The following is a 21,488-nucleotide window of genomic DNA, read 5'->3' as shown; positions in this document are numbered from 1 at the left end:
TTTTAAAATGACATAAAATTTTCATAAATCGTTTATTATCTTTTTTTTGGTCATTTTGTTAGAATTACATTAGATTAATGAATTAGGGGATGTAATGATTGAGCGATATTAATTTATTTTTAGCCTTTGGAGCTGGTTTCTTAAGTTTTATTTCTCCTTGCTGTCTTCCTCTATACCCGGCCTTTTTATCTTATATTACCGGTATGAGTGTGGGGGAGCTTAAAATCGAAAATGCAATGCTTCAAAAAAGAAGCTTATTACATACCATTTTCTTTTTGCTGGGATTTTCCGTTATTTTCATAGCCATAGGTTTCAGTACATCTTTTATCGGTGAGTTTTTCCAAGATTATAAAGACTTGATCAGACAGATCGGAGCAATTGTAATTGTTTTCTTTGGTTTTGTAATTATTGGATGGTTAAAACCGGAATTTTTAATGAAAGAGCATCGATTTGAAATGAAGAATCGCCCGAGCGGTTATCTTGGTTCGGCATTGATTGGAATGGCATTTGCCGCAGGCTGGACACCGTGCACTGGGCCGATATTAATGAGTGTAATAGCCTTGGCAGCAACAAATCCGGGTTCCGGTATGATGTATATGATTGCGTATACCCTTGGGTTTGCAATTCCTTTCTTCATTTTGTCTTTCTTTATAGGAAGAATGAAGTGGATTAGAAAGCATAGCAATAAAATCGTTAAAGCTGGCGGTTTTGTTATGATTGCTATGGGTGTGGTACTCTTCTTTGATTGGATGACTTTGTTAATCTCTTATGCAACTAGTATATTCGGAGGATTTAAAGGATTTTGATATATTACAATAGTTATATTTGAATGCATGTAAGAAATAAATCATTGGGAGTATATTGTGAAAATCTATGGTAGAAAAACTCGAATTTTGTCGCAATCTATGAATTGAATATAGTAAAAAAGTAAGATATATTTTAAATTGTGTTGATTTTGATGAAGGAGCTTGAACGTCCTTCACTTGTTGCGATGCAAGGAGGATCCGACAAATGGCTAGAATACTAATTGTTGATGATGCAAAATTTATGCGATTGACCCTTTCAAATATATTACATAAAGCAAATCACGAAGTTGTTGGTGAGGGAGAAAACGGTCAGGACGCCGTCAAGCTTTATCGTGAGCTAAAACCAGATCTTGTTACAATGGACATCACCATGCCGGTTATGAGCGGAATTGATGCAGTGAAGGAGATTAAAAAAGAATTTCCTGACGCTAAAATCATTATGTGTTCAGCCATGGGACAACAAAAAATGGTGGTTGAAGCGATAGAGGCTGGGGCGAAAGACTTCATCGTCAAACCATTTGATGAATTAAGAGTAGCGGAAGCGATCAACAGGGTCCTTCGATAACAAAGAAAGTGGAATGAAACATGAACCGTTTAGGCAGCTAGACGGTTTTTTTTTTATTATATGAGCCTTCTCGTTTTCATAGTTTTACCTTCTGTCCTGTTGTTTCCTTCATACTCGTAAGGTATAATGATAAGGTGTTTTTATAATATTTTAAAAAGGAATGGTTTCATTGATATACTTTTCTACTGCAATTGGAATTATTATGGCATTAATTGTGTTAACCATTCGAATGAAAGCTTCCAAAAAACCAGTTAGTGCTAAGAAAATTATTTTACCTCCAATTTTTATGAGTACGGGTGCATTAATGTTCATCCATCCGATGTTCCGGGTTACACCGCCTGAAATTGTAGAGGCTTTATCAGTAGGGCTATTGTTTTCCATTTTACTTATTAAAACATCTAATTTTGAGATTAGGGGGGAACAAATCTACTTAAAGCGTTCTAAAGCCTTTGCTTTTATCTTAATTGGTTTGTTGATTGTCCGTATTGTCGCTAAGTTGATCTTAAGTTCTTCCATTGATGTCGGCGAGCTGAGCGGAATGTTTTGGATCCTTGCTTTTGGAATGATCGTACCTTGGCGAATTGCTATGTACCTTCAATACAAAAAATTATGTAACGAAATAAATAATCATATTTCTGGAACCACTGTCTAATAAAAGTGATTTATGGAAGGCAAATTTGCCCTACATAAGTCACTTTTTATGTTTATGAATAGTAGACGTGTTGATTCTCTTAAAAAACTAAAAAGATATAAATATTAGGGGATATAAAACGATAATAAATAATATATGCTATTAAATATTATTTCTAAGGAGGATATGAAGTATGGGAATTTTAGATGGATTGATGGGTAATGTAACTGAGGTTGATAGTAAGGAAGTGGAAAAAGAATTAAGTGTTATTATTACAGACAATGAACGGGTAGACAAAGCTTATAAATTAATAAGGGATTTAATAGTGTTTACAAACACAAGACTAATCCTAATTGATAAACAGGGGATGACTGGAAAAAAAGTAGAATATCATTCCATTCCTTATAAGAGCATTACACATTTTAGTGTTGAGACAGCGGGCACGTTTGATCTAGATGCTGAATTGAAAATCTGGATTTCAAGCACTGCCCAGCCAATAACGAAGCAATTCAAAAAAGATAAAAGTATATTTGATGTACAAAAGGCTTTAGCTACATATGTGGCTAAATAATTTAATTGGCGGGACCGTGTGGGAATCGAACCCACCAGAGACGACACGCGCCTCTCAAGCGGTTTTGAAGACCGTGGGGCGCACCAGCTACCCTTCCGACCCCGTTTATAAAAGACGTTTAATATTATAACCAAAAGATACCACAAAAGCAATATAAGAAACGATGACTGAGTGAATAAATAATCTTTCTTGTCATGAATTGAATCGTAAGCTTATAATGAAACTTACTTGATAGTTTTGAAGCTGGGGTGAATGTTTTGCTAGAAGGTTGGTTTATGTGGTTTATCCTATTTTGGGTATTATTTTTGGTTTTCTCATTCGCGATCGGCGGATATTTTATGTTTCGAAAATTCTTGAAGCGGCTTCCAAAACAAGACGGAAAATCAGATCTGGATTGGGAAGAGTATTATGTGAGAGAAACAAAGCAGTTATGGGGTCAGAATGAAAAGGAACTGCTAGAAGATTTGGTGAGCCCTGTCCCTGAATTGTTTAGAGATGTTGCCCGTCAAAAGATTGCAGGTAAAATAGGGGAGCTGGCATTAAAAGAAGGGGCCGAACGTATTGATCAGGATCTCATAATTAGGGGCTATATTATGGCTACTCCAAAAAGGGACCACAAATTCTTGCGCAAAAAATTAACAGAAAAAAGTATTGATTTGAAACCATATGAGCATTTGTTTTAATAAGGACGAGCTTTTTGAGCTCGTCCTTTCAGACTGTTGTCAAACGCTCGCATTCTTCGTCACGAACCCTACCTCCGGTGCTCATTACCATTTAGGGTAACTCCGCTCCTCGCACGGGTTCGTTCCTCGACTGATAAGCGTTTTCAATCAGTCTGAATGTGCGAGAAATTTACTTTGTCTACAAGCTAAAAGGACGAGCTTTTTGAGCTCGTCCTATTTTATTAGAAACAATTTAGTGCGATCCACTTTTCTAATTACAAAACGTATAAGGCTAAAGTACCGATTATTCCGGCCATAATGACGTAATAAAGCATTGGCCCAAGCGTCATCCTGATAATTTGCCCTTCTTTCCCTAGCAGACCAACTACTGAAGCTGCAGCTACAACATTAAGTACACATACCATATTCCCGGCATTTGCTCCAATCATTTGCTGAGAAAGAATGATGGTCGGATTTACATTGATTTGCTCAGCAACGCTGAATTGAAACAGAGAAAACATCATGTTGCTGAAGGTTGCACTACCTGAGATGAATGAACCGAGTGTACCAATAAACGGTGCTACAAGCGGCCAAGCTGTACCAACTTTGTTCGATATCAAGGTGGCTAGCTCCATCGGCATACTCATGAGGTTTGCAGAGTTTACACCGGAATTAATGAAAATTCGGACCATCGGAAGTGCGGTGCCGAGAGCAATCGTACTTCCAATCATCGTTAATAAAGATCTTTTAAAAGTTATTCCAATCGTTTTCCATTCCATTTTGTGTAGAAATGCGGTGATGAGTACAACCACTATAAAAATGGTACCCGGAAGATACAGTGGCTCAAAGGTGCTAGATATTCCAGTACCCAGTATATCTGTTATTCCAACTTTAACGCTCGTTAACCAGTTTTTAAAAGGTAGGGCATTCAAGCGTGTCAAAACGAGGAAAACAACAACCAATACATAAGGGAACCAAGCCATGAGTAAAGACATCTCTTTTGATGGATCTTTTTTTTCTTGTTGTGATTGACGATCCAATGGAGAATTTTCAAAATCCCAAGTCTCTATTGGAACAAATATCCCTTTTTTTGCTAACGTTACAACAATGGAAAGGCCGATTAATCCTCCGAATAGGGATGGGAAATCAGGACCTAACGTGTTTGCGATAAGCAAGGCAGGAACGGTATAGCTAAGACCTGCTGTTAAAGCAAATTTCCACACCTTTAACCCTTCAGTCCAAGAACGATTCTTCCCGAAAAATCTTGTAAGAATAATCACAATAATGAAGGGAATGAATGTCCCGATCAACAAATCAAAGATCGAGACAGTCTGTCCGATTTCCCGTAAGTACTGTTCAAATGTCATTGGACCGATAAAATCTTTTACGGCAGGTGCCAATGAAGGACCTTCATTTAAGCCTTGACCCACACCAATTAATAAAGGTGTTCCTACTGCAGCAAACGTAACCGGAGTAGAGTTGGAAACAAGCGACAGTACAACAGCTGCAAGAGGTGGAAAGCCTAACGCTACCAAAATGGGTGCAGCAATTGCTGCAGGTGTGCCAAAACCAGCAGCTCCTTCAATAAATGCCCCAAACATGAATGCAATAATGATCGCTTGTATACGCCGGTCCGGCGTAATCTTCATAAACCCGTTACGAATGGTGTGAATAGCGCCACTTGCTGAAAGAGTATTTAAAAGGGTAATGGCTCCGAAAATAATCCAAAGAATAGAAACGGCAATCATGACCCCTTCTATAGCAGATGCTGCAATTCGAACAGGGGCTAACTTCCAAACCGTTATCCCAAGAATGGTCGTGATGACAAAACTAATTGGCATTGCAATGGAAGAAGGAAGCCTTATAATAACCAGGAAAATAAAAACAGCTAGAATTGGCGTAAGAGCTGTTAAGAGTTCCAAAAAGCTTAAGTTCAAATTCATCACCCTAAATTAAAAAATTTCCATACTACAATTATTTTGTACATTAGATGTAAAATTACCCTCTTATATTTTTATGTTCTCTATTACGATCGAACTGTAATGTGGAATGGAATCGAAAATAAGAACAAATGTTTCTAAATGAGGTATTGAAATCTGTTATAATGAGAGGAAGAAAAGAAGAAAATTAAATGGGGTAATCATATGAAATTTATTCATACAGCAGATTGGCATTTAGGTAAAATTGTTCACGGTGTTCATATGACAGAGAATCAGCGCCATACTTTGCAACACTTTATTCAGCTTATTGAGGAGGAAAAACCGGACGCAGTCATTATTGCAGGGGATTTATATGATCGATCGGTCCCTCCTACAGAGGCTGTTGAATTACTAAATGAAACGTTGTATACGATCAATATTGAAATGCAAACGCCGGTTATTGCAATTTCTGGAAATCACGATAGTGCAGAACGTTTGTCTTTTGGTTCTTCTTGGTATCGGAAAAGTCTCTTTTATATAGAAGGAAAATTACAAAAATCATTCTCTCCTATCCAAATAAAAGGGGTTAATTTTTATCCAGTCCCATATGCTGAACCAGGTCTTGTTAGAGCCTTGTTTGATGATGAAAGCATTCATTCACATCAAGATGCGATGAAAGCGATTATTGGTGAGATTGAAAAAACAATGAATATGAATGAGCCAAATGTTTTCATCGGTCATGCTTTTGTTCTTGGAGGAAAAGAAACGGAGTCAGAACGAATCCTTTCTGTTGGTGGATCAGGATGTGTTTCAGCTGACGTATTTGCTCCCTTTTCCTATACCGCGCTGGGACATTTGCATAGTCCTGATGCGATTAAACATGAAAAAATTGCCTATTCAGGCTCACTGCTAAAATACTCTTTTTCAGAAGCAAAACAAAAAAAATCTGTTTCAATCATTGAAATGGAGGCAGATGGATCATTCAAAGTTACTTATAAGAGTTTAGAACCAAAATGGGATATGAGAGAGCTTGAAGGATATTTAGAAGAGCTGCTCGATCCTGCATTTTATCAATCACAAAAGGTTGATGATTTTTTAAAGGTTACTTTACTAGATGAAGGTACAGTATTGGATCCGATCCATAAGCTTAGGCAGGTCTATCCAAATGTATTACATTTGGAGAGAAAAACGAATGTAATGGATGAGAAAAGAAAGCAGGTTTTTAGCTCCGTGAAGGATACAAACCGGTCGGAATTAGACTTGTTTGAGATGTTCTATTCTCAAATGACTCAACAAGCGTTTGACGAGCAAAAAAAGGCCGTCATGACAAAAATCATTGAGAATGTTAGAAAAGAGAGTGATGAATGGTGAGACCTCTTACATTAACTATGCAAGCATTTGGTCCCTACGCTGGCAAAGAAACCATTGATTTTACGAAGCTCGAAAACCGCACAATGTTCGTTATTTCAGGAAAAACGGGTGCTGGAAAAACAACCATTTTTGATGGAATCAGCTTTGCGATTTACGGGAAAGCAAGCGGTGAAGACCGAAATGGACAGGACATGAGAAGTCATTTTGCAGATCCTGAAGAACTAACGGAAGTTACGTTAAAGTTTCATTTGAGAGGGAAAACCTATGAAATCAAACGCTCTCCCCAACAAGAAAAGCCGAAAAAATCAGGGGAAGGTTTTACGACGATAACGGCTAGAGCTGAGCTGTATGAAATAGACAACGAAGGAAAAAGGCATATTATAGCTTCGAATGTACGTGATGTAGATGAAAAAATTAAGAATATTATCGGACTTGATGCCAATCAATTCAGACAAATTCTCATGATCCCTCAAGGCGAATTTAGAAAGCTATTGACTGCTGAAAGTAAAGAAAAGGAAGGGATTCTTCAAAAATTATTTCATACCTTTAAATATAAAAAAATTGAAGAAAAGCTGAAAGAAGAATCCTCCTTATTAAAAAACCGTGCAGAAGATTTGGAGAGAGAATATCAGTCACTCATTAGGTCGATAAAAGCTGATGTGCAGGAAGATTTGCGAACTGAAATAAATAAAGAAAATCCAAATAAAGCTCTAGTTCTAGAACTCTTACAAAAAGAGATTCAATTACAGTCAGAAAAAATAGCCTCTCTGCAAACGGAGATCCTTCAATTTGAAGGAGAAAGTGAAAAGCTGAAGCAAGAGATTTTTATAGCTCAGGATTTATTAAATAAAAAGAAAGAAAAGGAAGCGCTAGAAAAACAAAAATTGGAATTGCTAGCAAAAGAACGAGAAATAGAAGGATTGAAAAAGCAAATTCGGGATGCTAGAAAAGCTGCTTCTATTTCTGGAATCGAGCAAAACTATGAAAAAATAGGGATCCAAACGAAAAAAGCACAGGAAAGCTATACAGAGGCTGAGAAATCGTTTAAGCAAATTGAAAGGCAAGTGCTGGAGTTTGAAAAGCAATTTAGAGAAGAAGAGTCAAAAGCAATTCAAAGAGAAGAAGCTTCCAATCAGGTTATGAAATTGGAACAGTTAAGAGAGGCTGTATACTCTCTTAAAATGATTCAGAAGGAAGTTTCAGACATTGAGGCAACGATTCGATCTCACCAGACTGATTGCATTAAGCTAGAATCTGATTTTCGTAGTTTAAGTGAAAAAGAAGAAAAGATCGTATTGGAAATGCAGAAGTGTGAAAAAACAGACGTTCTCCTTTTAGAGAAAGAAAGAGAATTAGATAAAAGCCAAACGATTCTTGGTTATTTTCAAAAAATTGAAGAGCTGACCAAGCAATATCATGAAGCAGAAAATGAATACACTATCATTTCGCAAAAATGGAAATTTGCCAAAGAAAACGTTGAGGAAGCAAAAAAAGAGCTTTCAGCACTTGAGCATTCATGGAAAAGCTCCCATTCTGGAATTCTCGCTTCTTCCTTAGTGGACGGGGAGCCGTGTCCGGTTTGTGGGTCTCCTCATCATCCAAATCCAGCTCCATTTCAGGAAAATATGCCGACCGAGCTTGAATTGAAAGAAGCACAACAACGAGTAGCGGACCTTGAAGAAAAAAAATCAAAAGCTGAGTCTCAATATTATCAAGCAAGTTCGAATCTTGATTCCATTAAAAAGGTGCTTGAAGAAAGAGAGAGGGATTTAAGCAAAGAAATTTCTTCTTATTCGAGAGAATTAAGAGAAACGTTGTATCAACAGCTAATGCAAAAGATTGTGACCATTCAACATGAAATAACGGATCTTAAAATGCAAAAAGAAAAGCTTGTCCAGCTCGAAAATCAATGGAAGACGATAAAGCAACAGCAAGAGCAAATAGATGCCCTATTGAATCAAAAAAGGGAAAAGCTAATGACACTTCAAATTGCTTTTGCTGAGAAGAACACATTGTTATCTTCCTTACTAAAAAGCATTCCAGAAGAGATCAGAAGTTGGGAGGCTTATGAAGCTGCACTTGAAAAAGCATTACGTCACAAAAAAGAGTTATTTGATCGATTTGAGAATGTAAGAGAAAGATTTTATAAAGCAAAAGAACAAGAAGCTTCAACTCGAGCCTATCTAGAATCTTCACAGAAGAGACTTGAAGAGTTGACCAATGAATTAAATGTCGTAAGAGAAGAGTTCAAAAAAGAGCTTCAGGTTCAAGGATTTGAAAGTTATCAAGCGTATGTTGCCGCTAAAAAATCAGAAGATCAAATCATTGCTCTAGAAGAACAAATCGAAAGATATGTAAAAGAGGTTCAAAACGTAAATAGTCTGCTCCATGAATTAGAATTAAAATTAAAAGGGGTAAACATTCCTTCCATTGAGAACTTGCAAGCGAAGCTAAATACAATCCACGAGAGATGGAAAGAGGCGTCTTCAAAACAACAGGAATATACGATTAACAAGCGAGATAACGAAAACGCTGCAATGAAAATGGAAAATCTAAGAAAAAAACAAGAAGAAATTGATCAAGAATTTGCTATAGTAGGGCATCTGTATGAAATAGCGAAAGGTCAAAATCCGTTCAAAATCACATTTGAACGATTTGTTTTAGCAGCATTTCTTGATGATATATTGAAAGAAGCAAACATTAGGCTCGTAAAAATGACAAGCGGCCGCTATCAGCTCTTAAGAAAAATAGATCCAACCCGAAAGAATACTCAAAGTGGTTTGGAGTTGACGGTTTTTGACCAATATACCGGTACAGAGCGTCATGTAAAAACCTTATCTGGTGGAGAAAGCTTTAAAGCGTCATTGGCTCTAGCATTAGGTTTGGCAGCGGTGGTTCAGCAGCATGCCGGGGGCGTATCCCTTGAAACGATGTTTATTGATGAAGGTTTCGGTACGCTTGATCCAGAATCTCTTGACCAGGCTATTGAAGCCTTAATGGATATTCAAAGCTCTGGTAGACTGGTTGGAATCATCTCGCACGTACCGGAGTTAAAAGAAAGAATTGATGCACGATTAGAGGTTATTTCATCAAATAAAGGTAGTAAAACAGAATTTGTATTTTTAGGATAATTTGAATGCTCGAAGGAAAAAGGGTGTAAGATTCTACATGAAAAAACATTATACGATTGGAATGGCAGGTCATATCGACCATGGTAAAACCACGTTAACAAAAGCTTTGACTAATGTGGACACCGACCGCCTAAAAGAAGAAAAGGAAAGGCAAATTTCGATTGAATTAGGATTTGCCCCCTTGTTAGAGAGTGAGGATATGGAGATATCTGTCATAGATGTTCCTGGCCATGAACGATTTATTAGGCAGATGATTGCAGGGGTCTCAGGCATTGACCTAGTGGTCCTTGTTGTGGCAGCGGATGAAGGGGTCATGCCTCAAACAAAAGAGCACCTGGAAATTTTGAATTTCTTAGGTGTGAAGGGCGGTATTGTGGCCATTACCAAAATAGACCGAGTAGAAGAGGATTTTCTTGAGCTAGTAAAAGAAGAGATCGCGCTCGAGCTTGAAGGCAGCATTTTTAAAGATTCTCCCATTGTAATGGTTGATAGCCTATCACATAAAGGGATTGAAGAGCTGAAAGAATCAATATATAACTATTTGAAGAAAATCGAAGGAAGGGACACGAGAGGCGCTTTTAGACTTCCGATTGATTCTGTTTTTACAGTAAAGGGACAAGGTACTGTTGTAAGAGGAACGGTTTATGAAGGTACGATTTCTGAAGGAGAAGAACTGATTATCCTTCCAAAAGGATTGCCTACCAAAGCAAGGCAAATTCAAGTCCATCATAAGCCTGCATCAAAAGCATATGCAGGACAAAGAGCTGCTATTAATCTTTCAAGTCTATCCAAGGATGATGTGAAAAGGGGAGACGTTGTCGTCTCTTCTGAACACTTTATTGTAACGAAAATAATTGATGTTGCTGTGAAAATGGTTGACGACCTTGATTATCTTGTAAAACAGCGTATGCCAATCAAATGTCATATCGGTACTTCAGAAGTGATGGGTAGGATCGTGTTCTTTGATAGGAATGAGCTTACTGAAGAAAAAGAAGAAATCCTGTGCCAATTAAGACTTGATGAAGACATTGTGACAAAAAGAGGAGACCGTTTTATATTAAGAAGACCAAGTCCTCCTGAAACGATAGGTGGCGGCTGGGTAATAGACCCAAACGGCAAAAAATATCGTTTCGGCGAGAAAACCATTCAAGAGCTACAAAGAAAGAAGCTGGGAAACCCTAAAGACCGTGCTCTTGAAGTGGTGTACCAGCATAAATGTATGAAGGTAGACGAATTAGCCACCTATACATCATTACCTAAAGAAGAAGTAGCTTCCATTTTACAGGAAGATGAATTCATACTGTTTACAGACAGCTTTGTCACCCATAAAAAAGTAGTAGAAGCCATAACAGAAGACCTGTATGACTTTATAAATGACTACCATAACCAACATCCGATGCGCTACGGAATGAATAAAGCTGAATTGATCTCTGAATTCTCACAAACCTTTCCAAAACAGCTCATTCAATTTGTGATTGAAGAAGGAGAACGAACAAAGGCATGGATCCGCAATGGTCAGTTTTTGTCAACCCGTGATTTTTCTCCTCACATTCCAAAGAATTGGGAAAAAAGGGTGGAGAATATGTTGAAGGAGATCTCAAAGGATGGAATGGAGGTTCGGTATTTAGAAAATTATTTAGAGGAGGCTGGGATTCCAGAGAGTATGTGGAAAGAAATGAAATACTTTTTGGTTGAACACAAAATAATCACTCCTCTGAATGAAAAGTATTACTTGGATTTTGAGATCTATGAAAAAGCTGTACAGAAGTTAAAAGAAAACACATCTGCTACCTTCACTGTCCAAGAAGCAAAGGATATTTTAGGTTTATCTAGAAAATATATCATTCCATTCCTTGAGAAGCTAGACCATGAGAAACGGACAAAAAGAGAAGACAACAACAGGGTTTGGATATAAGCACTGTTTGACATTATCACATAGATTAGAAGTCATGGTCTTTTTTGAGGGTGCCATGTAAAAAAGCTGACGGAATCAAATATTCTCCGTCAGCTTTTTCTTAGTATACATAAATCAGTTTCTCTTTACGCTCCGTTACTTTTCCGATAATGGATGTTTGAGGGAAGCCTTCTTTTTTCATCAGATCCACATACTTTTCTGCTTCCGCATGTGGGAGGCTGATCAATAGTCCGCCAGATGTGATGGCGTCACATAAAATTAGTTGTTTTTCTAAGCCAATATTGTCCGCATAGTGGATTCGATCCAAGAGCCATTTGTGGTTTGCTTTCGATCCCCCAGGTACAATCCCTTTTTCAACCAGTTCAAATGTTCCTTCTAAAACGGGGACACTTGAAAAGTCGATTTCAAAGGAAACAAAGCTGCCTTCAGCCATTTCACTTCCATGCCCAAGCAAGCCAAAGCCTGTAACATCTGTTACGGCATGTGGATTGAAAGCCTTGAGATTCTCTGCAGCCCATCTATTCAGTGTTGCCATCGTCTCTGTAACAGCCTTTTTCTGCTCTTCAGAGGAAGCCTCTCTTTTTATCCCAGTTGTTATAATTCCAACACCAATTGGTTTCGTTAACACTAAAGCATCTCCTGGTTTGGCGCCAATATTTTTCCAAATTTTATTTGGATGAACAATACCTGTTACCGAAAGTCCAAATTTTGGCTCCTGGTCATCAATGCTATGACCTCCTACTGTAACGGCTCCTGCTTCTTGAACTTTATCAGAAGCTCCTTTAAGGATTTCTGCAAGCATTTCACTTCCCAGCTTTTTAATTGGATACCCAACGATATTCAATGCGGTTTTTGGCTCCCCGCCCATTGCATACACATCACTTAATGCATTTGCTGCGGCAATTTGTCCAAACATATACGGATCATCCACAATTGGGGTAAAATAATCAACTGTTTGGATGAGAGCTATTTCATCTGTTAGTTGATATACACCTGCATCATCGGAGGTTTCATTTCCAACGAGTAATTCTTTTGTTTTAGGCTGCTTTGGTAAATGACGCAAAACTTGCGCCAGGTCTTCAGGACCGATTTTACATCCTCAGCCGGCTTTAGTGGATAGTGAAGTTAGTCGAATCTTTTCTTGTTGTGTCATATGTATATCACCTCCTTTTATTAGTATATATGAACTTAGCCTAATGAGGGTAGTAATGTAATTTATTTGCTTTACCAACATGCTTATATTACAATTACACGTAATTCCGCATTTCTATTAAAAGGGGATTTCATGATGAAAAAGTTTGAGGTTCTAGTAGAATTTTGCATGATGTGAAACTATGCGCCAAAAGCCGCGAGTTTCGCGGAAGATTTGTTTCATCATTTTCGTGGAAGTGTCACCAAGCTTGAAATGGTTCCTAGTTCAGGTGGAGTGTTTGAAGTGACAGTCAATGGAAAACTTATTTTCTCAAAAAAGGAGACAGGTGTTTTTCCTGACCACGAAGAAATTATTAAATTAATGGAAGAATTATAAAAGCAAAAGGTTGGAATCAACAAGAAACGATCGTTGTGTTCCAGCCTTTATTTTATAGATTTCACTTGGATCTGTTTTTTTTGGTTTGTATGTGTGTTTTTGGTTTTCTTAATTTTGACTTCAAGGATGCCATGATCATAAAACGCGTTAATAGAATGGTTATAGATATAAAAAGGAAAACGGATGTTCCTTTTTTTTCTGAATGTCTTTCCGATTTCTTCTGCCTCCATCTTGATGGTTAAAACATCATGATTGACTTCTACTTCTAATTGCTTTGGCAAATATTCCTGCAATAAAGCTTCTACTATATATTCTTCTGTTGTTTCATATACGTCAATTCTGAATTCAGACTCGTCTAAGTAGCTAGTAAATGGGTCCAAAAAAAACTTTTCCATCCACTGTTCGAAAGTAAGTGAATCTCCCTTCTTATTCGAAGTACTTTTGTCCATTACCTATTCCTCACTTTATGTTAAAAACATTCGAACCTGATTTTATAAAAGGTTTAGTTTTATATTGTATGTATTCACAGAAATTTTGTGAGAGTGCTATAATGGAAAAAAATCCTACGGAGGTCAGCTTGTGAAAAGTTTACTACGTGCTATTCCTCCTGTTCATGAGCTAAAGAAGCATGAGCAGTTCCAAAAATTACAACGGAAGTATCTGATAGAGGAGGAACGATTAACAGCCCTATTAAGAGATGCACTTTCTGATGCTAGACATCATTTGCTTTCGGGAAAATGGCAGGGAGAACACCCAGGCACAGAAGCGTTTATATCTAAGTTATTTGCGAGATTAGAAAATCGTTTGAATAATAAATTCTCGTATCGCTTAAAAAGGGTCATTAATGCGACAGGTACGGTTTTACATACCAATTTGGGACGAGCTGTATTAAGTGATGAAGCTGTCCGACATGTCATGAACATTGCATCAAATTACTCGAATTTGGAGTACGATTTGGAATCTGGGAAGCGAGGGTCAAGACATAGCCACATTGAAGAGTGGATTAAGGAAATGACTGGAGCCGAAGCCGCTATGGTTGTAAATAACAATGCTGCAGCCGTCTATTTCATTTTAAAGGCTTTGGCAAAAGGCAAGGAAGTGATCGTATCACGTGGACAGCTTGTAGAAATTGGAGGTTCTTTTCGAGTTTCTTCAATAATGGAAGAAAGTGGGGCTATTTTAAGAGAAGTAGGTACGACGAATAAAACTCATTTATCCGATTACGAGAATAGCATAAATGAAAATACCTCCATGATTATGAAGGTACATACCTCCAATTTTAAAATAATCGGTTTTACTAAGAATGTGGAATCAGAGAAATTGATCGAATTATCGCGTAAGCATGATCATATTATTTACTATGAGGATTTGGGAAGCGGGGTGTTATATGATCTTCCGATTGGGGAGGAGCCGCTTGTCCAAGAGGTTATAAAAAAAGGGGCAGATCTCGTGTCATTTAGCGGTGATAAGCTTCTTGGAGGACCACAGGCAGGGATCATTGCCGGTAAAAAGTATTTGATCGATAGGCTCAAAAAGCATCAGCTTGCAAGGGTGCTGCGTGTGGATAAAATGACCTTAGCTGCACTTGAAGCAACCTTAGCCGAATACGTAAGTGAAAAAAGGGCTGCGGGAACGATACCGGTATTAAAAGATCTATTAGTTTCCGAACAAGAGTTAAACAAGAAAGCCCAACTATTAGCTAACATGATAAATGATGAAGTCCCATCGATTTCGGCCATAATTGAAAAAGATGAAAGTACCATTGGCGGAGGCTCACTTCCTGAAGAAACGATGCCAACCTATACTGTAGTATTGGATCATTTTTCAATGTCAGCAGAGAGCCTTCACAAAAGCTTAAGAACACAGTCTCCATCAGTAGTCGCAAGAATTAGAAAAGACAAACTTATATTCGATGTTAGGACGATTCGTGAGAAAGAATTGGCCGAAATTAAAGATGCATTAAAGAGAATATTTACTTAATTGGTAACGATCAAGTAATCTAGAGCGTCTAATCTACTAAACAGAATCCGGAGGCGATTTTTTGATTGCATTTAGCATCCTTTTGACGTTATTACCTATAGTGCTCATTGTTTTTATCATCGGGATTGCTGTGAAAAATAAAGAAGGCGGTGGAGAAAATATGTTTCGTCATTTATATATATATTTAGTTCTTTTTGCTACTTTGATGATGGTCATTGGTGGTGGAATCTCAATTTTTATGGCTACGGCTGATTTAGTCAACCCTCCAGCATATTATCAATCATTTCAAGATTTTAAGGATATGAAGCAATCAGGTAAAGACGGACAGAATGAAACCAATTTATCTGAAGAAGAGCTGCGTTCTCAATATGAACAAATGGTGAAGGATGAGAAAGCGAGACAGCAAAATAACGCGAAAAATCAAATAATTAAAAGCCTAGGCTTTATTGTGATTCCATTACCAATATTCCTCTATTTTAATCGAATGAGAAAAAAAGGAGAGCCTGCATAAAGGAAAGAGGCCGTGGCTCTCATATACGCTTACTTCTTAGGTAAATAAGCTTCTACATGTAAAAAATCTAACGAACCCCCTGTCAATGGATAGCAGGGGGTTTCGATATTCCATAAAGCAGGCGCTTTCCGCCAAGCGCCTGCTCTTCGGGTAAAATAAAGTGAAACTTCCCTCAGTGGAGGCAATGTACTACATGTCGTGACCGGAGTTGTGTTTTTGTCGTGAATGTTTTTGGTTTTTTGCTTTGTGAGATCCGCTCATTGGTGCTGGTTGATTGGGGTTATCCCCTTTTGGTGCGTTTTTGCGCATATCTTTGCCATCGTTTTTGTTCATACTTGCCAACCTCCTTTCCTTCCTATATTGTTTCTTTTCTGACGTTTTATTCATGTATAACAATGATGAAATCGTGCCAAATTAAGAAAAGAAATGCTTGAAAGGAGTTGGCAAACATGCCTTACCATAAAGATAAACAGCAAGCTTTCCAAGCAGCACAGCAGGGATTTGCAGAGGCAGATGATGTATACAATGAGCTTGTCAAAGACGGGGCTTCCTATGGAAAACAGCTTGCCCATTTAAAAGAAGAAGTGCAAGAAGCCTACGAACAAATCGAAAATGCATTGGAAGTTGCCTCAGAGCATCAAAGAGTCCAGCTTCAGCAATACCAAAGGGATTTGCAAAGTATTGTGAACGAAATAAATAACTTGGATTAATCATCCAGAGCTGACCCGATCATGTGGTTGGCTCTTTTTCATGTGATAAAGACGTGTTATTGTATTTGACTGCCAAAAAGTAACAAAAAGAGCAGAAAAGGCGATACCCGATTCTAATGGTTTCGACACTTCTCGCTCCATTACCTTTTATTGATTGGTCTTTCGTTTTTTGTTGTTTTGTCTTTGAGCTTCTGTTAGAGGTTCATTAGAAAACTCTTCATTGTATCCTGTGCCTTTCCCTTGGGCGCTTGCAGCATTCATACCCTGAATAATATGATTGGCTTTTCTTTTTCCCACACTTTTTCACCTCCTATTTTAGTTTGAAAAGACAGGGTAGGTTCTATACGAATAAAACAGTAAATTTGTTTTTGTGAGATAATAAAAATTTGTTTCGTATCATTTTTAAAGGGAAAATCATGGAATGTTAAACCTTGACAAATCAAGTTCGAGTTAAATGAAATCTTTTAAATATAAGAAAAACTTATCAAAAACAATAACTTTCTTGTTATTTACTTATGTTGATTCTTATATTAAGATGAAATTGTAAGAAAAGTTATGATAGAAGTAAATATTCAAACTTTTCGACATTTACGGATTTTTCTTTTATATTGAAGTATTAGAAGTCTATTTTATAAAGGAAAATAGACCAGCCTACTTTTTTATGAATTGAAAATGGAAGAGGGGAAGCAGTACAATGGCAAAACAAGACTTTTTTAATGCGAGAAGTTCCTTCGAAGTCAATGGTAAGCGCTACAACTACTATCGATTAAGTGCTTTAGAAGAAGCAGGAGTTGGAAATGTTGGGAAACTTCCATACTCTATTAAAGTTCTGCTTGAATCTGTACTTCGTCAAGCAGATGGTCGAGTTATAACAAAAGAACATGTAGAAAACTTGGCAAAATGGGGAACAAACGAAGTGAAGGATGTAGATGTCCCATTTAAGCCTTCACGCGTTATCCTTCAAGACTTTACTGGAGTACCAGCAGTAGTAGACTTAGCTTCTATGAGAAAAGCTATGGCAGATCTTGGCGGAGATCCAGATAAAATCAATCCAGAAATTACGGTTGATCTAGTAATTGACCACTCTGTTCAAGTTGATAAAGCAGGAACACCTGACGCTTTACGAGTGAACATGGATTTAGAATTTGAAAGAAATGCTGAACGTTATCAATTCTTAAGCTGGGCTCAAAAAGCGTTTGACAATTATCGTGCAGTACCTCCAGCAACAGGGATCGTTCACCAAGTAAACCTTGAATATTTAGCGAATGTTGTTCACGCTGTTGAAGGTGAAAATGGCGAATTTGAAGCATATCCGGATACTCTTGTAGGTACAGACTCCCATACAACGATGATTAACGGAATCGGTGTACTTGGATGGGGTGTTGGAGGAATTGAAGCAGAAGCTGGAATGCTTGGACAGCCATCTTACTTCCCAGTACCTGAAGTAATCGGTGTTAAATTAATTGGGGAGCTTCCAAACGGTGCAACTGCAACGGATTTAGCATTAAAAGTAACTCAAGTCCTACGTAAAAAAGGTGTAGTAGGAAAATTTGTTGAATTCTTCGGCCCTGGGGTTGCAACTTTACCTCTTGCTGATCGTGCTACAGTCGCAAACATGGCTCCTGAATATGGTGCTACTTGCGGTTTCTTCCCAGTTGACGATGAAGCTTTAGAATATATGAGATTAACAGGCCGAGACGAAGAGCAAATCAAGATTGTAGAAGTCTACTGTAAAGCAAACGGACTATTCTTCAATCCAAATGCTGAGCCGGTTTACACAGATGTAGTGGAACTGAACTTATCTGAAATTGAAGCAAATCTTTCTGGACCTAAACGTCCACAGGATTTAATTCCGCTTTCAATGATGAAAAAAGCATTTAATGAAGCATTAACTGCTCCTGCAGGTAACCAAGGCTTCGGATTAGACGCAGCTGACATCAATAAAGAAGTGACTGTTCAATTTGCAAACGGTACGGAAACTACAATGAAAACAGGTGCCGTTGCGATTGCAGCCATTACGAGCTGTACCAATACTTCTAACCCATATGTTCTCGTAGGTGCAGGGCTTCTAGCTAAGAAAGCTGTTGAAAAAGGACTTCAAGTTCCTGCTTATGTTAAAACATCTTTAGCGCCAGGATCTAAGGTTGTAACTGGATATCTTCGTGATTCTGGATTGCTGCCTTACCTTGAGCAATTGGGCTTTAACGTAGTCGGTTATGGCTGTACGACTTGTATCGGTAATTCTGGTCCATTAGCTGATGAAATTGAAAAAGCTATTGCAGAATCCGATTTGTTAGTTACATCCGTCCTATCTGGTAACCGTAACTTTGAAGGACGAATACACCCATTAGTAAAAGCTAACTATCTAGCTTCACCTCCACTTGTAGTGGCTTATGCACTAGCGGGAACTGTAAATATTGATTTTAATCATGAACCGATTGGAAAAGACCAAGACGGAAATGATGTGTTCTTCAAAGATATTTGGCCATCTACAGATGAAATAAATGAGGTCGTGAAGAGCACAGTTACACCAGAGTTATTCCGTAGAGAGTATGAGCAAGTATTTAATAATAATGAGCGTTGGAACCAAATCCAAACAGGAAACGATCCTTTATATACATGGGACAGCAGCTCAACATATATTCAAAATCCTCCATTCTTTGAAGGATTATCTCCAGATGCAGGAGAAGTTAAACCACTTTCTGGTTTACGTGTAGTGGGTAAATTTGGTGACTCAGTAACAACAGACCATATTTCCCCAGCTGGATCAATTGGCAAAGACACTCCAGCAGGTATTTATCTGCGTGCAAATGGTGTTGAACCTCGTGATTTCAATTCTTACGGATCTCGTCGTGGTAACCATGAAGTGATGATGCGCGGTACATTTGCAAACATCCGCATCCGTAACCAAGTTGCACCTGGAACTGAAGGTGGCTACACAACCTATTGGCCAACTGGCGAAGTGATGTCCATTTATGATGCTTGTATGAAATACAAGCAAGATGGAACAGGTCTCGTTGTTCTAGCTGGTAAAGATTACGGTATGGGAAGCTCTCGTGATTGGGCTGCCAAGGGTACAAACCTTTTAGGCATTAAAACTGTAATTGCAGAAAGCTTCGAACGTATCCACCGTTCTAATCTAGTTCTAATGGGTGTTCTTCCTCTTCAATTTAAAGAAGGAGAAAATGCTGATGTACTTGGTTTAACAGGTAAAGAAGTAATTGAAGTTCAAATTGATGAAACGGTAAAACCTCGTGATCTTGTGAAAGTAACTGCAACTGCAGAGGATGGAAGCAAGAAGGAATTTGAAGTACTCGTTCGTTTTGATAGTGAAGTGGAAATTGACTACTATCGTCATGGCGGGATCCTTCCAATGGTACTTCGTGAGAAACTTCAAACTAAAGATAAACAAAAGGCTTAAATCAAAATAAGTGGGGCTATCCAATGAGTCGAATTTTCGACTTTTGGATGCCCCTTTTTTATGCTTATGAATAACGATAGATCACTATTCTTGATTTTTTAATGAAGTTGTCCTTTTTGAACAGCCGATTTTTAAATAAAAAATATACCCTACTATGTATCTCTTTCCATTTTTTTATGGTTGTTGTAAACTAAAAAAGAGGGATGATGTTGGAGGGCTTTTATTTTGGCAATCTATTTGTTAAGATGAATTGGATATATTTGCTTTTTGCTTATACATACATTTTATAGGGATCATTACATTTATAGTGGGGTATTTCATGATCAGCTTTTTCATTTCACACCTTATTGGTTAAGGAGGTTCTTATGTTTAAAAAAATTGCTGCTGCAGTTGCATTGATTTTACTAGTAACAGTTGCAATGGTTCACGCGATGGAGCAGAAAAAAGAAGATCGTTTGCCTGGATTAAAAGTTGGTGTAAAAGCCCCTGATTTTGAATTACAGACGCTTGATGGTGAAACAGTAAAACTTTCTGATTTTAAAGGAAAAAAAGTCATGCTTAATTTTTGGGCGACATGGTGTCCTCCATGCAAAGCGGAAATGCCGGAAATGCAGGAATATTACACGAATATGGATGATGATGAAATAATCCTTGCGGTGAATATAGATCCAGATAATGACGTAAAAGGATTTGCCGAGTCGATGGGTGTTACCTTCCCAATCGTATTGGATCAAGAAGATAAAGTGAGTAAAACCTATCAAATCCTAACAATTCCAACAACTTACTTTATTGATGAAAAAGGGATTATTCAAGAAAAATTCCTAGGTGCCATGTCGTATAAAGATATGGAAGAAAAAATGGCTGAACTATAAAATTTCTTCGTGCTCCGTTAACGCGGAGCATTTTTTATTTTTTATTTGTAACAATTATGTCATAATTTTTTGTTAATTTGGAAAGAATAGTAGGTATTATAATATTGAGAAGGTGAAGATAAATGAAAAGAAGAAGAAAACGTTCTTTTGAAGAATTAGTAATGGAAAACAAAAGAGAATTGCTAAGTGACGTAAAAGCGATGGAAAAAATTGAAGATCGTCTTGAAAAAAGACATTTACAAAAAGCTGAATAAGCTTCAAAAATATACTACTTATTTAATCCCTCTTTTTTAACAAACTATAATGAAAAGGAGGGATTTTTTTATGGGAAATCCGAAAAAAGATTCAAAGCATTTTACACCGAGTCATATAGGTACAAAAAGTAGAGCTGCAGGCGGAAACAAAGGAAACCAGATGCAGGATCAGTCTGGTGACCATCCGGCTGTCATCCAAACAAAAGGCGAATAACATGAGTGAGGGCGGGTTTTACCGTCCTTACATTTAGTTTACATAACAAAATTACAATAAATTAATTCTAACAATAATTTCAACCAATATCTTTTCTATAGTGATGCAAAATAGTATTGCACTACCATTAAGCTAGGAGGAAAAAACAATGACTTGGAACAAGCCAAATAAAGACGATCGCTCAGATAATGTAGAAAAGCTACAGGATATGGTTCAAAATACAATTGAAAATATCGAAAGAGCAGAAGAATCTTTGCATTTTTCTTCTTCAGAGCAAAGAGAACAAATTGAAGCTAAAAATCAACGCCGTGAAGAAAGCATCCAAGCTTTCCGAGCTGAAATTCAAGACGAAGCCAATGCAAGAGAAAATGGCTTTAGAGAATAATTTTTCGAAAAAGGAGCTGATTTTCTTCAGCTCTTTTTTTAT

At 37.6% G+C, this 21,488-nt stretch carries 22 protein-coding genes and 1 tRNA gene; 17 read left to right on the top strand and 6 right to left on the bottom strand.

All coding sequences use genetic code 11. The features are described from left to right. Nucleotides 1-98 precede the first annotated feature (98 nt). The 4 genes from GD441_RS04345 to GD441_RS04330 all read left to right on the top strand — a co-directional run bounded on the left by GD441_RS04345 (nt 99) and on the right by GD441_RS04330 (nt 2,573). Nucleotides 99-806, top strand: a complete 708-nt coding sequence (locus tag GD441_RS04345) for a cytochrome c biogenesis CcdA family protein (RefSeq protein ID WP_153124090.1) — start codon at nt 99-101, stop codon at nt 804-806. Nucleotides 807-1,011: 205 nt separating this feature from the next. After that, nucleotides 1,012-1,371, top strand: coding sequence for a response regulator (locus tag GD441_RS04340; protein ID WP_153124088.1), 360 nt, complete (start codon nt 1,012-1,014; stop codon nt 1,369-1,371). Between the two features lie 160 nt (nt 1,372-1,531). After that, nucleotides 1,532-2,023, top strand: a complete 492-nt coding sequence (locus tag GD441_RS04335) for a CcdC family protein (protein WP_153124086.1) — start codon at nt 1,532-1,534, stop codon at nt 2,021-2,023. A gap of 172 nt (nt 2,024-2,195) precedes the next feature. Next, a complete protein-coding gene (locus GD441_RS04330; RefSeq protein WP_153124084.1) occupies nt 2,196-2,573 on the top strand; it encodes a PH domain-containing protein in 378 nt (125 codons plus the stop codon). Nucleotides 2,574-2,579: 6 nt separating this feature from the next. Here GD441_RS04330 and GD441_RS04325 read toward each other — a convergent pair. Next, nucleotides 2,580-2,676, bottom strand: a tRNA-Sec gene (locus GD441_RS04325). Between the two features lie 154 nt (nt 2,677-2,830). Between GD441_RS04325 and GD441_RS04320 the strand changes: the two genes are divergently transcribed. After that, complete coding sequence (locus GD441_RS04320; protein WP_153124081.1) at nt 2,831-3,256, top strand: DUF2621 domain-containing protein; 426 nt, start codon at nt 2,831-2,833, stop codon at nt 3,254-3,256. A gap of 254 nt (nt 3,257-3,510) precedes the next feature. Here the strand turns inward: GD441_RS04320 and GD441_RS04315 are convergent, their stop codons facing one another. Further along, on the bottom strand, nt 3,511-5,172 hold the full coding sequence (locus GD441_RS04315) for an L-lactate permease (RefSeq protein WP_225434128.1): 1,662 nt from the start codon (nt 5,170-5,172) through the stop codon (nt 3,511-3,513). Nucleotides 5,173-5,379: 207 nt separating this feature from the next. Between GD441_RS04315 and GD441_RS04310 the strand changes: the two genes are divergently transcribed. Genes GD441_RS04310 through selB form a run of 3 tightly spaced genes read left to right on the top strand, consistent with a single transcriptional unit; the run spans nt 5,380 to nt 11,571 of the window. Next, the gene (locus tag GD441_RS04310; RefSeq protein WP_153124078.1) at nt 5,380-6,525 is read left to right on the top strand and encodes an exonuclease SbcCD subunit D; all 1,146 of its coding nucleotides are present in this window, start codon (nt 5,380-5,382) and stop codon (nt 6,523-6,525) included. Continuing rightward, a complete protein-coding gene (locus GD441_RS04305; RefSeq protein WP_476742312.1) occupies nt 6,522-9,656 on the top strand; it encodes an AAA family ATPase in 3,135 nt (1,044 codons plus the stop codon). The genes GD441_RS04310 and GD441_RS04305 overlap by 4 nt, the downstream gene beginning before the upstream one ends. A 37-nt stretch (nt 9,657-9,693) precedes the next feature. After that, nucleotides 9,694-11,571, top strand: coding sequence for a selenocysteine-specific translation elongation factor (gene selB / locus GD441_RS04300; RefSeq protein ID WP_153124074.1), 1,878 nt, complete (start codon nt 9,694-9,696; stop codon nt 11,569-11,571). Nucleotides 11,572-11,671: 100 nt separating this feature from the next. On the opposite strand, the gene selD is transcribed toward selB, so the two are convergent. Further along, complete coding sequence (gene selD / locus GD441_RS04295) at nt 11,672-12,724, bottom strand: selenide, water dikinase SelD (protein ID WP_153124071.1); 1,053 nt, start codon at nt 12,722-12,724, stop codon at nt 11,672-11,674. A gap of 135 nt (nt 12,725-12,859) precedes the next feature. Here selD and GD441_RS04290 point away from each other — a divergent pair, with 135 nt between their 5' ends. Beyond that, nucleotides 12,860-13,099, top strand: coding sequence for a SelT/SelW/SelH family (seleno)protein (locus GD441_RS04290; RefSeq protein ID WP_338091690.1), 240 nt, complete (start codon nt 12,860-12,862; stop codon nt 13,097-13,099). A 47-nt stretch (nt 13,100-13,146) separates the two neighbouring features. Here GD441_RS04290 and GD441_RS04285 read toward each other — a convergent pair whose 3' ends face one another. Further along, the gene (locus tag GD441_RS04285; protein WP_153124067.1) at nt 13,147-13,548 is read right to left on the bottom strand and encodes an Hsp20/alpha crystallin family protein; all 402 of its coding nucleotides are present in this window, start codon (nt 13,546-13,548) and stop codon (nt 13,147-13,149) included. A gap of 130 nt (nt 13,549-13,678) precedes the next feature. Between GD441_RS04285 and selA the strand changes: the two genes are divergently transcribed. Further along, on the top strand, nt 13,679-15,079 hold the full coding sequence (gene selA / locus GD441_RS04280; RefSeq protein WP_153124065.1) for an L-seryl-tRNA(Sec) selenium transferase: 1,401 nt from the start codon (nt 13,679-13,681) through the stop codon (nt 15,077-15,079). Between the two features lie 61 nt (nt 15,080-15,140). Beyond that, a complete protein-coding gene (locus GD441_RS04275; protein WP_153124063.1) occupies nt 15,141-15,590 on the top strand; it encodes a hypothetical protein in 450 nt (149 codons plus the stop codon). A 189-nt stretch (nt 15,591-15,779) separates the two neighbouring features. On the opposite strand, the gene GD441_RS04270 is transcribed toward GD441_RS04275, so the two are convergent. Beyond that, nucleotides 15,780-15,923, bottom strand: a complete 144-nt coding sequence (locus GD441_RS04270; RefSeq protein ID WP_153124061.1) for a small acid-soluble spore protein P — start codon at nt 15,921-15,923, stop codon at nt 15,780-15,782. 116 nt (nt 15,924-16,039) lie between these two features. Between GD441_RS04270 and GD441_RS04265 the strand changes: the two genes are divergently transcribed. Beyond that, nucleotides 16,040-16,300, top strand: a complete 261-nt coding sequence (locus GD441_RS04265; RefSeq protein ID WP_153124059.1) for a hypothetical protein — start codon at nt 16,040-16,042, stop codon at nt 16,298-16,300. Between the two features lie 147 nt (nt 16,301-16,447). On the opposite strand, the gene sspO is transcribed toward GD441_RS04265, so the two are convergent. Further along, nucleotides 16,448-16,597 (bottom strand): small acid-soluble spore protein O, encoded by a 150-nt coding sequence (sspO, locus tag GD441_RS04260; protein ID WP_153124056.1) that lies wholly within the window; start codon nt 16,595-16,597, stop codon nt 16,448-16,450. A gap of 397 nt (nt 16,598-16,994) precedes the next feature. On the opposite strand from sspO, the gene acnA reads away from it, so the two are divergent. The 5 genes from acnA to tlp all read left to right on the top strand — a co-directional run bounded on the left by acnA (nt 16,995) and on the right by tlp (nt 21,446). After that, nucleotides 16,995-19,721, top strand: a complete 2,727-nt coding sequence (acnA, locus tag GD441_RS04255) for an aconitate hydratase AcnA (RefSeq protein ID WP_153124054.1) — start codon at nt 16,995-16,997, stop codon at nt 19,719-19,721. A gap of 365 nt (nt 19,722-20,086) precedes the next feature. Further along, nucleotides 20,087-20,593 carry a peroxiredoxin family protein gene (locus GD441_RS04250; RefSeq protein WP_153124052.1) on the top strand — a complete coding sequence of 169 codons (507 nt, stop codon included), beginning with the start codon at nt 20,087-20,089 and terminating at the stop codon, nt 20,591-20,593. Between the two features lie 122 nt (nt 20,594-20,715). Beyond that, entirely contained in the window at nt 20,716-20,847 is a 132-nt protein-coding gene (locus GD441_RS04245) for an FbpB family small basic protein (protein ID WP_153124050.1), read from the top strand. A gap of 70 nt (nt 20,848-20,917) precedes the next feature. Next, the gene (locus tag GD441_RS04240) at nt 20,918-21,061 is read left to right on the top strand and encodes an acid-soluble spore protein N (RefSeq protein WP_153124048.1); all 144 of its coding nucleotides are present in this window, start codon (nt 20,918-20,920) and stop codon (nt 21,059-21,061) included. A gap of 148 nt (nt 21,062-21,209) precedes the next feature. Then, complete coding sequence (gene tlp, locus GD441_RS04235; protein WP_153124046.1) at nt 21,210-21,446, top strand: small acid-soluble spore protein Tlp; 237 nt, start codon at nt 21,210-21,212, stop codon at nt 21,444-21,446. Nucleotides 21,447-21,488: the final 42 nt, after the last annotated feature.

The sequence above is a fragment of the Peribacillus tepidiphilus genome (assembly GCF_009466385.1).
GTDB classification, from domain to species: domain Bacteria; phylum Bacillota; class Bacilli; order Bacillales; family DSM-1321; genus Bacillus_BN; species Bacillus_BN tepidiphilus.
Note: the sequence above shows the minus strand (reverse complement) of the source record. Positions and strands in the feature narration are given on the sequence as shown.